Below are 11,525 nucleotides of genomic sequence, written 5' to 3'. Positions count from 1 at the left end.
TCAAAGGGCTGCACGGCCGCGGGCGGGGGAGCGGGGGCCGTTTATTGACGGATTCTTTACGCCCCGGCGCGGCCGACGCCCGGCCAGCGGGGCCGGGCCGGTCAACCATAATGGGACCCATGGACAGCCCCGTGACCATCCGCCCCATGCGCCCCGACGACTGGGACGCCGTGCACGCGATCTATGCCGCCGGCATCGCCACGGGGGAGGCGACCTTCGAGAGCGAACCGCCCACCTGGGAAGCGTTCGACGCCGGCCGGTTGCCTGGGCACCGGCTCATCGCCGAGGACGCGGGCCGGGTCCTGGGCTGGGCCGCCGTGTCCCGGGTTTCGTCACGGGAGGTGTACCGGGGCCTCGTGGAGCACTCCATCTACGTGGCGCCGCAGACGCAGGGCCGGGGCGTGGGCCGGCTCCTGCTCGGAGCCCTGATCGATTCCACCGAGGCCGCGGGCATCTGGACCATCCAGTCCAGCATCTTCCCGGAGAACGCGGCCAGCCTGGTCCTGCACCAGCGGCTCGGGTTCCGCGTGGTGGGGACCCGGGAGCGGATAGCCCGGATCAGCAACGGGCCCAAGGCCGGGCACTGGCAGGACACGCTGCTCCTGGAACGCCGCAGCACCGTGGCCGGGACCGGATAGCTCCTACCGCGAGGGCAGGGTCAGGATCTCGGCGCCGTCGTCCGTGATGGCGATGGTGTGCTCCGTGTGGGCCGTCCGGCAGCCGGTGGCGCTGCGGAGGGTCCAGCCGTCGTCGTCCGTGACCAGTTCCGCCGTGTCCGCCATGATCCATGGCTCCAGCGCCAGCAACAGTCCCGGCCGCAGCTTGAAGCCGCGGCCGGGCCGGCCCATGTTGGGCACGTGCGGGTCCTGGTGCATGGTGGAGCCGATGCCGTGGCCGCCGAACTGGGTGTTGATGGGGTACCCGGCGTCGGTGAGGACGCGGCCGATCGCGTAGGAGATGTCGCCGATCTTGGCGTTCGGCCCGGCGGCGGCGATGCCGGCGGCAAGCGCCCTCTCGGTCGCCTCGATCATCGCCACGCTCTCCGCCGGCCGTGATTCGCCCACGATGAAGCTGATGGCGGCGTCCGCTGCCACCCCGTCCTTGACGACGGCGAGGTCAAGGGTCAGCAGGTCGCCGTCGGCCAGGGCGTAGTCGTGGGGCAGCCCGTGCAGCACGGCGTCGTTGACCCCGGTGCAGATGTAGTGGCCGAACGGGCCGCGCCCGAAGGACGGCGCATAGTCCACGTAGCAGGACTCGGCCCCGGCCGCGGCGATCATCTCCTTGGTCCACCGGTCGATGTCCAGCAGGTTGGTGCCCACCGTGGCGCGGCTTTTCATGGCCTGCAGGATGTCAGCCACCAGGGCACCGGTGACGCGTGCGCGGGCCACTTCGGCGGGGTTGAGGATCTCGATCATGGGGCGCCCTTCATCTGCGGCCGGCTAGCTCTAGGGGCCATCCTATTTGGCCAGCCGCCGCGGGCTGCAAGGGGACGGCCCGGACCTGCGGGATTATTGCGGCGATTGCCAAAGACATAGATGAGTGTAAATATTTACGTATGTCTATGTCTTTGGAGCTGACCGCGGTCCAGGCCGCAGCCTGCTGCGCCCCGCTGGCGCGCCAGCCGCTGTCCGAGTCCGAGGCCGACGGGATCGCGCCGCTGCTGAAGGCCTTGGCGGATCCGGTCCGGCTCCGGCTGATGTCCATGGTGGCCTCGCACCAAGGCGGCGAGGCCTGCGTCTGCGACCTCAACGATGCCTTCGACCTCTCCCAGCCCACCATCAGCCACCACCTGAAGATCCTGCACGAGGCAGGCCTGCTGGACCGGGAAAAGCGCGGCGTCTGGGTCTACTACCGGGCCCGCACCGAGGCACTGCAGAACCTGGCCGCCCTGATCGGCGGGCAGGCCGCGTGACCGTCCTGGTCCGCCGGGCTGCGGCGGAATTCATCGGTACGGCATTCCTGGTCATGGCCGTAGTCGGCTCCGGCGTGATGGCCTCCAGGCTGTCCCCGGACGACGTCGGCCTGCAGCTTTTGCAGAACAGCCTCGCCACGGGTGCCGCGCTGGTGGCGCTGATCGTGGCACTGCAGCCCGTGTCGGCGTCGTTCAATCCCGTGGTGACGCTGGTGGAACGGGCGCTGGGGATGGTCGACACCGCCACGGCGGCCAGCCTGGTTGCGGGGCAGGTACTGGGCGGGCTGGCCGGCACGGTGGCCGCAAACCTCATGTTCGGGCTGGACGCCGTCACCTGGTCCACGCACCAGCGCGCCGGCGCCCCGCTCTGGCTGGGGGAAGTGATCGCCACCGTGGGCCTCCTGCTGGTCATCTTCGGAACGGTCCGCTCAGGCCGGGCAGACCGGGTGGCGTTCGCCGTGGGCGGGTACATCACCGCCGCGTACTGGTTCACCAGCTCCACCAGTTTCGCCAACCCCGCGGTGACCATCGCCCGCACCGTCACGGACACCTTTGCCGGCATCGCACCGTCGTCGGCCCCTGCCTTCATCCTGGTGCAGCTCCTCGGCGGCGCCGCCGGATTCGTCCTGGTCCGCTTCCTCTACCCCTCCCTCCCTGCCGTTTCCACCGCTCCGGCGGCCGACCGAAAGGTGCTCTCATGAGCCACAAACCCTCCGTCCTGTTCGTCTGCGTCCACAACGCCGGCCGCTCCCAGATGGCCGCCGCGTACCTGACCACCCTCTCCCAGGGCGCCATCGAGGTCCGCTCCGCCGGGTCCCAGCCTGCGGAGAAGGTCAATCCGGCCGCCGTCCAGGCCATGGCCGAGGTGGGCATCGACATGTCAGCCGAGATCCCCAAGGTCCTCACCACGGAAGCGGTGCAGGACTCGGACGTGGTGATCACCATGGGCTGCGGCGACGAATGCCCCTACTTCCCGGGCAAGCGCTACGAGGACTGGGTCCTGGAGGATCCGGCGGGCAAGGGCGTGGACTCGGTCCGGCCCATCCGCGACGAGATCAAGACCCGCGTGGAGGCCCTGATCGCTTCCCTGACCCCGGCGCAGGGCTGACCGGTGGGCAGCGTGGCATCCGTTGAATCGCTGCCCGTGGCCGTGATCGGCGCCGGGCCCGTGGGCCTCGCCGCGGCCGCCCACCTGCTCGAACGCGGGCTGGAACCCCTTGTCCTGGAAGCCGGCCCCACCGTGGGTTCGGCCATCCGGAAATGGGGGCACATCCGGTTGTTCTCCACGTGGAAATACAACCTGGACCCGGCCTCGGTGCGGCTGCTCGAACGCAGCGGCTGGGAAGCGCCCCGGCCCACCGCGCTGCCCTATGGTTCCCAGATCGTCTCCGACTACCTCGAACCCCTGGCCGCCACACCGGAACTGAAGGGCCGGATCAGGACCGGCGCCCGCGTTCTTGCCGTGACCCGGCAGGGCATGGACAAGGGCCGCAGCCTGGGCCGGGACGAGGCGCCGTTCCTGCTGCGGATAGAGCACGACGGCGGAGAGGTCACCGAGCTCCTTGCACGCGCCGTCATCGACGCGTCCGGGACATGGACCACGCCCGCGCCGCTGGGATCCTCCGGGTTGCCGGCCCTGGGCGAGCCGGAGGCCCGTGCCGCCGGGCCGGTCACCGGGTCGCTGCCCGACGTCACCGCCGGCGGTTTCGCCGGGCGCCGCACCCTGGTGGTCGGCGCCGGACATTCCGCCGCGAACATGGTGCTTGACCTCGCCCGCGTGGCCCGCGCCAACCCCGGAACCGAGGTCCTGTGGGCCATCCGCGGTGCCTCTCCGGAGCGCGCCTACGGCGGCGGGAACGCCGACGAACTGCCTGCCCGCGGCCAGCTGGGCACCCGGCTCCGCACCGCCGTCGACACCGGAGCCGTCCAGCTCCTTACGGGCTTCCACACGGCATCCCTCGAAACCCGCGGCAACACGCTCACCGTGCACGCCGCGGACGGCCGCAGCGTGACGGTGGACCGGGTGATTCCCGCCACCGGGTTCCGCCCGGACCTGTCCATCCTGTCGGAACTCCGGCTGGACCTGGACCCGGCAGTGGAGGCACCCAAGGCCCTGGGCCCGCTGATCGATCCGGACTTCCACAGCTGCGGCACCGTCCCCGCCCACGGCGCCAGGATCCTCGCCCAGCCGGAAAAGGACTTCTACCTTGCCGGCATGAAATCGTACGGGCGGGCGCCCACGTTCCTCATGGCCACCGGCTATGAGCAGGTCCGGTCCGTTGCGGCGGCGCTGGCCGGGGACACCCAAGCAGCGGACGCCGTGGAACTTGAGCTCCCGGAAACCGGGGTTTGCTCCACCAGCCTCCCGGCCGACGCCGCCGGGGACGCGTGCTGTGGCAGCCCGGTGCCGGTGACGATCGGCTTCGCCACCGGCGTCGAGCACGGCCGCAGCGGCGAATCCGCGCGCGTACAGCCGCCCTATGGGCTCAGTCGGTGATGTCTGTGCTGGTGCTCAGCTCCCGCCACTGGTCCAGTTCGGCCCGCTGTGCGTCCGCCACCATGCCGAACGCACCGAAAGCGTCCGTGCCCAGGACCAGCAGGCCCGGCGGGGTGGGGGATTCGACGACGGCGATGATCGCCCGGGCGGCCTTGTCCGGATCGCCGGGCTGGTTGCCGTGGCTCGTGTCGCTTTCCTTGCGGCGCTTGCCGGCGGTCTCGGCGTAGTCGCCGATCGGCGTCGCCGACTGGGTCAGCGAGCGGCCCGCGAAGTCGGTGCGGAAGCCGCCGGGCTCTATGGCGGTGACGTTGATGCCCAGGGGTTTGAGCTCGTTGCGGAGCGATCCGGACATGCCCTCCAGCGCCGCCTTGGTGGCCGCGTAATAGCCGGAGCCGGCCGGGGTGATCCGGGCGCCGATGGAGGAGACGTTCAGGATGGACCCTCCCTTGGTGGCGCGCATGCCCGGGAGGACTGCCTTGATCATGTCCACCGCACCGAAGAAGTTGGTGTCGAACAGTTGGCGGATCTCGGCGTCGTCGGCTTCTTCCACGGCGGCGCGGTAGCCGTAGCCGGCGTTGTTGACCAGGACGTCGATGTTGCCGAATTTCTCCTCCGCCTGCCTGACCGCGGCATTGATCTGCGCCTTGTCCGTGACGTCCAGGGGGAGTGCCAGCGCGGTGTCCGGGAAGCCTGCGGTGATGTCCTGCAGCGTCTCCACCTTGCGGGCGGTGACGACGGCGTTGTGCCCGGACGCGAGCACGGCTTCCGCCAGTGCCCGGCCAAGTCCGGTGGAGCAGCCTGTGATGAGCCACGTTGCCATGGGTTGTCCTTCCATAGGGTGTGAAATTCGCTGGGGGAGCGGCAGTTAAGCCGCGTGCCGCCGTCGTGCGTGTGTTGTCAGTTCGTGGGCGCCGTAGCTGTTGTCGTCCGGGTTGACGGTCACGCCCGGGGCCACCAGCTGGTCGATGCGGTCCAGCACTTCCGGCGCCAGCTTCGCGTCGGCGGCCGGGAGGTAGGACTCAAGCTGTTCCATGGTGCGCGGGCCCACGATCGCGGAGGTGACGCCGGGGTGGTTGATGACGAACGCGATGGCCAGCTCAATGAGCGTGACGCCCGCCCATTCGGCCACCTGCGCCAGCTCTTCGACGATGTCCAGCTTGCGCTGGTTGGCCGGCTGGGACATGTCGAACCGGGCGCTGGGGCGGGCAGCGGAGGTGGGTGAAGACGCGGAGTCCTTCCGCCACCGACCGGAGAGCCAGCCGCCGGCGAGCGGGCTGTAGGTGAGGGTGCCCATCCCGTGCCGCTGCACGGTGGGCAGGACGTCCTCCTCGATCCCGCGGGTCAGGATGGAGTAGGGCGGCTGCTCGGTGACGAACCGTTCGAGGTTGCGTTCCGTGGAGGCCCACTGCGCCTCCACGATCTGTGAACCGGAGTAGGAGGACGACCCGAGGTAGCGCACCTTGCCCTGGCGGACCAGGTCGGTGAGGGCGCCCAGGGTTTCCTCCACATCGGTGTCCGGGCTGGGCCGGTGCACCTGGTAGAGGTCGATGTAGTCGGTGTTCAACCGGCGCAGCGAGTCTTCCACGGCGCGCATGATCCAGCGGCGGGAGCCGCCGCGCCGGTTGGGGTCTTTTTCGTCCATCGGCATGAAGAACTTGGTGGCCAGGAAGACGTCGTCGCGGCGGCCTGCCAGGGCCTTGCCCACGATTTCCTCTGACACGCCGCCCGAATAGACGTCTGCGGTGTCGACAAAATTGATGCCGGCGTCCAGGGCGCGGTGGATGATGCGGGTGGCGTCGTCGGTGTCGTTGTTGCCCCAGGGGCCGAACATCATCGCGCCGAGGCACAGGGGGCTGACCTGCACGCCGGTGCGGCCAAGCGGGCGGTATTCCATCTGGTTCCTTCTCTCTCTCAGGCTTGGGGGTTGCTTAGGCCTCGGGGATCACCATGGCGAACCGCTCGGGGCGGGCCACGTCCGGGTCCGGGCCGCTGCGGACACCGGTATCCAGGGCATCAATGGCAGCCAGTTCCGCCGCGGACAGCTCGAAGCCGAACACGTCGAAGTTCTCGGCGATGCGGGCCGGGTTGGTGGACTTGGGGATGGCGGAGCGGCCCTGCTGCAGGTGCCAGCGCAGCATCACCTGGGCGGGAGTCTTGCCGTGGGCCTTCGCGACGGCGGCGATGGCCGGGTCACGCATGACGTTCTTCCGGTTCTCGCCCCAGCCGGGGTAGAAGGTGATGCCGCCGATCGGCGACCACGCCTGGGTGAGGATGCCGTGCTCTGCGTCTGCGGCCTGGACGTTGCGCTGGGCAAAGTAGGGGTGCAGTTCGATCTGGTTGACGGCCGGGACCACGTCCGTTGCCTCAAGCAGTTGCTTCAGGTGGTGCGGCATGAAGTTGCTGACGCCGATGGCCCGCACGCGCCCGTCCGCCAGCAGGGTTTCCAGCGCCTTGTACGCGGCCACCGTCTTCTCGAACCGGTCCGGTGCGGGCTGGTGCAGGATGAGCAGGTCCAGTTGCTCCACGCCCAGCTTTCCCACCGCTTTGTCCCACGCGTGCAGTGACTCGTCGTAGCCGTAGTCGCTGACCCAGACCTTGGTTTCGATGAACACGTCGCCACGGTCCAGGCCGGAGCGGCGGAAGCCTTCGCCCACTTCCCGCTCGTTGCCGTAGGCGGCGGCTGTGTCGATGTGCCGGTAGCCCACCTCGAGCGCTGTCTGGACGGCCGCCGTCGTCTCTTCCGGGGGACTTTGGAAGACGCCGAGGCCGAGAGCGGGCATGGTGACGCCGTTGTTGAGTGTGAGTTCCATAACCATTCCTTCACGGTATGGGGATGCGGAGGTTTGTGGGAGGGCTTGACAGTCCCTCCCTCGCGGCGGCGGCCGGGCGTAGCGTGGGTGGCATGACCAACAGCGACGACGTGCGCAAGTTCCTGACTTCCCGCCGGGCCAGGCTCACGCCGGACGAAGCCGGGCTGCCTGCGTATGGCGGCAACCGGCGCGTGAAGGGCCTGCGCCGGGAAGAGGTGGCCATGCTCGCCGGGATGAGCATCGATTACTACATCCGGCTGGAGCGGGGAAACCTGTCCGGTGCCTCGGACAGCGTGCTGGAGGCGCTGGCCCGGGCGTTGCAGTTGGACGACGCCGAGACGGCCCACCTGTTCGACCTGGCCCGGGCGTCCACGGCTGCTCCGCGGGTGCGGCGCAAGCGGAGCCCGCTGACGGTGCGGCCCAGCGTGCAGAGGGTCATTGATGCGATTACCACCGCGCCGGCCTGGGTCCGCAACGACCGCGGCGACGTCCTGGCGTCCAACGAGCTGGGCAGGGCCCTGTACCTGGAAATGATGACCGACGGCGGTACCCCGCCCAACAGCGCACGGTTCACGTTCCTGAGCCCGAAGGCGCGGGAGTTCTTCGCCGACTGGGAACGCGCCGCGGACGACATTGTTGCCGTCCTGCGGTCCACGGCCGGGAAGAACCCGTACGACAAAGACTTGTCCGACCTGATCGGGGAGCTCGCCACCCGCAGCGAGGAGTTCCGCACCCGGTGGGCCCGGCACGACGTGAAGTACCACCGCACGGGCCGCAAACGGCTCCACCACTCGATCGTGGGGGACCTGGACCTGACCTACGAGGCACTGGAGCTCCCCGCCGACCCCGGGCTGCGGATCAACGTCTACACGGCCGAACCGGGCTCGCCGTCCGAGGACGCCCTCAAGGTCCTGGCCAGCTGGGCCGCCACGCAGGAGGAACCGGCCCAGGCATCGGTCACGGAAACCAGCTGACTTTCCGGTGGCGCTGCCCGCTATTTGCCGCCGAGCTCAGCCTGCAAGGGGTAAGTGTTGCTGTCCAGGATCACTTGGGTGCACACGCCCGTTTCCGGATTGAGGACCAGCGGAGCCGCCAGGTTGACGGTGGGCTTTCCTTGGCCCGGGTTCACCACCAGCAACGTGGTGCTCTGGCCCGCTGCCCGGGCACCGGCCGGAAGGGCGGGGGCATAGTCCGGCACGTACACGGCGGCGTCGGCCAGGAACAACCGCACCGCGGCAGCCTCGGCCTCCAGGGCGAAGAGGCCATGGGCGCCGTCCACACCGCGCAGCGTGAAACCATCCAGCCCCTCGAGGCCAGGCATAGGGGCCGTGAAGGCCACCGGCATGGAGGAAACGGCCGTCACCGCAGGAAGTCCATCAGCGTCGGCTGAAGAACTTTGGCCGTGACGGCCAAAGCTACCTGGTAGTTGGATTCCTGCAGTTTCAAATCAAGCACCACCTGTCCGATGTCCGCGTCTTCGATGGCGGACCGCTGTGTTTCCAGCGTAGCCTTCAGCCCCGAGAGCCTGTCCTGCGCGGTCACCAGCTGTGCCTGCCGGGTCCCCACCTCGGCGCGGCCGTTGATCACACTGTTCAGGCGCGCGTCCACGGCGCCGAGCTGCGGGGACGGGTCTGCGCCGGATCGGATGGCTGCGGCGACGCCGCTGACCAGGGCGAAAACGGAGCCTGCGCCGTTCCCGAAGATCGCGCCGCCGTCGGCATCCACCCGGACTTTCTGCCCGGCGTCGACGCGCCGCTCCACTGAACTGGCGGGCACCCCGTTGAACACGGGCGGATTCCCGCTGAAGGCGGCCGCGGAATCGGAGCTGCCGGCGAAGATGTTCCGGCCCAGGTACTTGGTGTTGGCGGCGGCCAGCAGGTCCTTGCCCAGCCCGTCGAGCTCCGCGGCGATCGCATCCTTGGCCGGCTGGTTGAGGGATCCGTTGGCGGCCTGCAGGGTGAGGTCGCGGACCTTGTTCAGGATGTTGGTGGCCTGGCCCAGGGCTGCATCCGCCGTGTTCAGCCAGCCGTTGCCGTCGTTGATGTTGCCGGCGTACTGGTCCGCGGCTCGGAGCTGGGCGCGCGTTGCCATGGCATTGGCCAGCGCAGCGGGATCGTCCGACGGCTTGGTGATGTTCTGCAGGGTGCCGGCCTTCTGCTGCAGCGTGGCGAGCCGGGACTGCCCGGCCTGAAGGTTCCGCTGCGCGGCCGCAGCCATCGACTGGTTGGTGACACGGTTCAACATGGGCTACCTTCCCACCAGTCCGGTGTGGTTGATCAGGACATCGAGGGCTTCGTCGACGGCGGTCATCACCCTGGCGGCCGCCTGGTAGGCGTGCTGGTTGCTGAGCAGGCTGATGTTTTCCTCATCCAGGCTGACGGCCGCCCCGGAATCGCGCTGGCCCGCAGCGGAAACACGCGCCGCCGTGGCCAGTTGTTCGTGTTGCTGGGCTGAGCGGGACAGCGCGCCAATACCGGTGACGACGGCGGTCCAGGCCTTGTCCGGGGAGTCCGCCCCCGCTCCGAGCTGGGCCAGGGCATCGGCGGTCCCGCCGTCCAGTGCTCCGGCACCGGCCGTCCCGGTGGCGATTCCAGAGGCGTCCACCGGGACCACCCGCAGCGTGAGCGCCGGCGAGCCCGTGGCGGCCGCTGCGAAGAAGTCCAGCTGGCCGGCTCCGGTGGTGGACTGGCCGGCGCGGTGGACGGCGTTGACGTCGGTCATCAGTTTGGTGGCGAAGGCGTCGTAGGAGGCGGCCGCCTCCGCGATGGGTCCGCCGGACCCGCCGGCCGCCGGGGCAAGGAGGGTGATGGCACCTGCGAGCTTCCCGCCGTCGGGCCCTACGGGGTGGCCCGGACGGTCAGCCCACTCAAGCTGCACCGCGGCGCCCGGGCCGGCCATGCTTGCCTGGCCGGACAGTGCCAGGAGGCGGGTGGACGTACCCGACACCAGGGCGTTGCCGCCCACCAGGACATCGGCGGTGCCGTCGGCGTTGTCCCGGACGGTGCCGCCGGCCAGGGAGGCGATGGTCTCGATGGCCTTGTTGCGGGCGTCGACAAGCTCGTTCGCGGAGCCGCCGCCGGCCAGGACCTGGCGGATGCGGGCGTTGTAGCCGGCCACCTGCGCCGCGGCGTCGTTGACGGTTTTCACGTTGCCGTCCGCCTCGGCCCGGACCCGCGTCCATTGCGCATCCAGCGACCGGTAGCCGGCGGAGACGGTGCCCGCAAGGGAGGAGGCCGCCTGCAGCAGCACGGCGGTGGGGGCGGCCTCGCCCGGGTGGTTGGAGACTCCCTGCCAGGCCGCCCAAAAGCCCTGCAACGCCGCAGTGATTCCGTGTTCGCCGGGTTCCTGCAGGCTGTCCTCGACACGCTGGAGCTCCCCGGAGCGGACACTGGCGTACCCGGCCTGGGCTGCGCTGGACCGGACACCGGCGTCCAGGAAACTGTTGCCCAGGCGGGCGATGGCGTCCACGGAGACGCCTTGTCCGGGCTGGAGCAAGCCCGTTGCCAGGCCGGTGGGTGCCGGGGCGCCGATGGCCGACTGTTCAAGCCGCTGCCGCGTGTAGCCTTCCGTGGTGGCGTTGGCGATGTTCTGGCCCGCCACGTTGATGCCCTGCCGGGCCGCGGTGAGGCCCAGGTAGGCCGTGTTCAGTCCGCCGAATGTGCTCACTGCTGTCCTTTGCTGGTGCGGGTGTGCCGGTCAGATTTTTTGGTCGAACAAGTGCGACGCCTCGGTTTGCCCGGCACGGCCCTGGGAGTCGTACGTGCCGGCGGCCGGCTGGAGGTTGGCTGCTGTTTCCTGGGTGGAGCGCACCGCTGCGCGCAGGAATTGTTCGTTGGAGTCGCGAAGTTCCTGGATGGCGGCGGTCTGCCGCTGCATGGCCGTCAGGTGCGCGGTGAGGATTCCCGCCCACGCTTCGTCCGGGGCGGCGGACGCCAGTTCCGCCAACGAGGAATCCTCGGAAAGACCCCAGGCAGCGGCGACGGCAGATGCCTCCAGGGCGCGTGCCAGTCCTGCCTTGGACAGGCGCTCAAGGACCTGCTCCACCTCCCGCGTGCCGTGCGGGAGCCACCGTGACTTGCCGGCGGTAAGCAGCAGCTGCTCCTCCTCCAGCTTGAACGTCAGGAGGTCCAGGAGTTCGCGTTCGCGCCACAGCAGTGCCGAAAGTTCGTGGATGGCCATGGCTGGTCAGCTCCAGGTTCGTTGGGTTGGCGTCGTGTCATGGGAAAGCTATCGGCCGGCGGAGTGGGTGCGTTAGGAGCAGCCGGGGGAGGAACGCCTGGAAGGGATTGCCAAAAACTTCCCGGCC

At 69.5% G+C, this 11,525-nt stretch carries 14 protein-coding genes; 6 read left to right on the top strand and 8 right to left on the bottom strand.

The features are described 5' to 3' along the window. Positions 1 to 119: 119 nt before the first annotated feature. Positions 120 to 638 (top strand): GNAT family N-acetyltransferase, encoded by a 519-nt coding sequence (locus DFO47_RS02185; RefSeq protein WP_133830517.1) that lies wholly within the window; start codon positions 120 to 122, stop codon positions 636 to 638. Between the two features lie 3 nt (positions 639 to 641). Here DFO47_RS02185 and map read toward each other — a convergent pair whose 3' ends face one another. Further along, a complete protein-coding gene (gene map / locus DFO47_RS02180; RefSeq protein WP_109045278.1) occupies positions 642 to 1,415 on the bottom strand; it encodes a type I methionyl aminopeptidase in 774 nt (257 codons plus the stop codon). A gap of 146 nt (positions 1,416 to 1,561) precedes the next feature. On the opposite strand from map, the gene DFO47_RS02175 reads away from it, so the two are divergent. The 4 genes from DFO47_RS02175 to DFO47_RS02160 are packed head-to-tail and all read left to right on the top strand — an operon-like array spanning position 1,562 to position 4,409. Next, positions 1,562 to 1,912 carry a metalloregulator ArsR/SmtB family transcription factor gene (locus DFO47_RS02175; RefSeq protein WP_133830664.1) on the top strand — a complete coding sequence of 117 codons (351 nt, stop codon included), beginning with the start codon at positions 1,562 to 1,564 and terminating at the stop codon, positions 1,910 to 1,912. Further along, entirely contained in the window at positions 1,909 to 2,613 is a 705-nt protein-coding gene (locus DFO47_RS02170; protein WP_133830516.1) for an aquaporin, read from the top strand. The genes DFO47_RS02175 and DFO47_RS02170 overlap by 4 nt, the downstream gene beginning before the upstream one ends. Then, positions 2,610 to 3,020, top strand: coding sequence for an arsenate reductase ArsC (locus DFO47_RS02165; RefSeq protein ID WP_018761657.1), 411 nt, complete (start codon positions 2,610 to 2,612; stop codon positions 3,018 to 3,020). Before DFO47_RS02170 ends, DFO47_RS02165 begins: the two co-directional genes overlap by 4 nt. Positions 3,021 to 3,032: 12 nt before the next feature. Then, the gene (locus tag DFO47_RS02160; RefSeq protein ID WP_166651660.1) at positions 3,033 to 4,409 is read left to right on the top strand and encodes an FAD-dependent oxidoreductase; all 1,377 of its coding nucleotides are present in this window, start codon (positions 3,033 to 3,035) and stop codon (positions 4,407 to 4,409) included. Here DFO47_RS02160 and DFO47_RS02155 read toward each other — a convergent pair. The 3 genes from DFO47_RS02155 to DFO47_RS02145 are packed head-to-tail and all read right to left on the bottom strand — an operon-like array spanning position 4,399 to position 7,219. After that, a complete protein-coding gene (locus DFO47_RS02155) occupies positions 4,399 to 5,229 on the bottom strand; it encodes an oxidoreductase (protein WP_133830514.1) in 831 nt (276 codons plus the stop codon). The two genes, DFO47_RS02160 and DFO47_RS02155, sit on opposite strands and share 11 nt — an antisense overlap. Before the next feature lie 45 nt (positions 5,230 to 5,274). Continuing rightward, positions 5,275 to 6,303, bottom strand: a complete 1,029-nt coding sequence (locus DFO47_RS02150) for an aldo/keto reductase (protein ID WP_133830513.1) — start codon at positions 6,301 to 6,303, stop codon at positions 5,275 to 5,277. A 34-nt stretch (positions 6,304 to 6,337) separates the two neighbouring features. Then, positions 6,338 to 7,219 carry an aldo/keto reductase gene (locus DFO47_RS02145; protein WP_133830512.1) on the bottom strand — a complete coding sequence of 294 codons (882 nt, stop codon included), beginning with the start codon at positions 7,217 to 7,219 and terminating at the stop codon, positions 6,338 to 6,340. A 92-nt stretch (positions 7,220 to 7,311) separates the two neighbouring features. Here DFO47_RS02145 and DFO47_RS02140 point away from each other — a divergent pair, with 92 nt between their 5' ends. Next, the gene (locus tag DFO47_RS02140) at positions 7,312 to 8,193 is read left to right on the top strand and encodes a helix-turn-helix transcriptional regulator (protein ID WP_133830511.1); all 882 of its coding nucleotides are present in this window, start codon (positions 7,312 to 7,314) and stop codon (positions 8,191 to 8,193) included. 20 nt (positions 8,194 to 8,213) lie between these two features. Here the strand turns inward: DFO47_RS02140 and DFO47_RS02135 are convergent, their stop codons facing one another. Genes DFO47_RS02135 through DFO47_RS02120 form a run of 4 tightly spaced genes read right to left on the bottom strand, consistent with a single transcriptional unit; the run spans position 8,214 to position 11,398 of the window. Beyond that, on the bottom strand, positions 8,214 to 8,582 hold the full coding sequence (locus DFO47_RS02135; protein ID WP_109045284.1) for a flagellar assembly protein FliW: 369 nt from the start codon (positions 8,580 to 8,582) through the stop codon (positions 8,214 to 8,216). After that, positions 8,579 to 9,463 (bottom strand): flagellar hook-associated protein FlgL, encoded by an 885-nt coding sequence (gene flgL / locus DFO47_RS02130; protein WP_133830510.1) that lies wholly within the window; start codon positions 9,461 to 9,463, stop codon positions 8,579 to 8,581. Before flgL ends, DFO47_RS02135 begins: the two co-directional genes overlap by 4 nt. Before the next feature lie 3 nt (positions 9,464 to 9,466). Further along, a complete protein-coding gene (gene flgK, locus DFO47_RS02125) occupies positions 9,467 to 10,885 on the bottom strand; it encodes a flagellar hook-associated protein FlgK (protein ID WP_133830509.1) in 1,419 nt (472 codons plus the stop codon). 30 nt (positions 10,886 to 10,915) lie between these two features. Continuing rightward, on the bottom strand, positions 10,916 to 11,398 hold the full coding sequence (locus DFO47_RS02120) for a flagellar protein FlgN (RefSeq protein WP_133830508.1): 483 nt from the start codon (positions 11,396 to 11,398) through the stop codon (positions 10,916 to 10,918). Between the last annotated feature and the right edge of the window lie 127 nt (positions 11,399 to 11,525).

The sequence above is a fragment of the Arthrobacter sp. AG258 genome (assembly GCF_004364695.1).
Lineage (GTDB): Bacteria > Actinomycetota > Actinomycetes > Actinomycetales > Micrococcaceae > Arthrobacter.
The sequence above is the reverse complement of the archived record's forward strand: the minus strand, read 5'-3'. Positions and strand labels throughout refer to the sequence as shown.

What these genes read in the sequence shown, in the direction of transcription:
- flgL (WP_133830510.1), bottom strand. Translation starts at nt 9,463, where the DNA reads ATGTTGAACCGTGTCACCAACCAGTCGATGGCTGCGGCCGCGCAGCGG.
- DFO47_RS02145 (WP_133830512.1), bottom strand. Translation starts at nt 7,219, where the DNA reads ATGGAACTCACACTCAACAACGGCGTCACCATGCCCGCTCTCGGCCTC.
- DFO47_RS02150 (WP_133830513.1), bottom strand. Translation starts at nt 6,303, where the DNA reads ATGGAATACCGCCCGCTTGGCCGCACCGGCGTGCAGGTCAGCCCCCTG.
- DFO47_RS02120 (WP_133830508.1), bottom strand. Translation starts at nt 11,398, where the DNA reads ATGGCCATCCACGAACTTTCGGCACTGCTGTGGCGCGAACGCGAACTC.
- DFO47_RS02155 (WP_133830514.1), bottom strand. Translation starts at nt 5,229, where the DNA reads ATGGCAACGTGGCTCATCACAGGCTGCTCCACCGGACTTGGCCGGGCA.
- map (WP_109045278.1), bottom strand. Translation starts at nt 1,415, where the DNA reads ATGATCGAGATCCTCAACCCCGCCGAAGTGGCCCGCGCACGCGTCACC.
- DFO47_RS02185 (WP_133830517.1), top strand. Translation starts at nt 120, where the DNA reads ATGGACAGCCCCGTGACCATCCGCCCCATGCGCCCCGACGACTGGGAC.
- DFO47_RS02175 (WP_133830664.1), top strand. Translation starts at nt 1,562, where the DNA reads ATGTCTTTGGAGCTGACCGCGGTCCAGGCCGCAGCCTGCTGCGCCCCG.
- DFO47_RS02165 (WP_018761657.1), top strand. Translation starts at nt 2,610, where the DNA reads ATGAGCCACAAACCCTCCGTCCTGTTCGTCTGCGTCCACAACGCCGGC.
- DFO47_RS02140 (WP_133830511.1), top strand. Translation starts at nt 7,312, where the DNA reads ATGACCAACAGCGACGACGTGCGCAAGTTCCTGACTTCCCGCCGGGCC.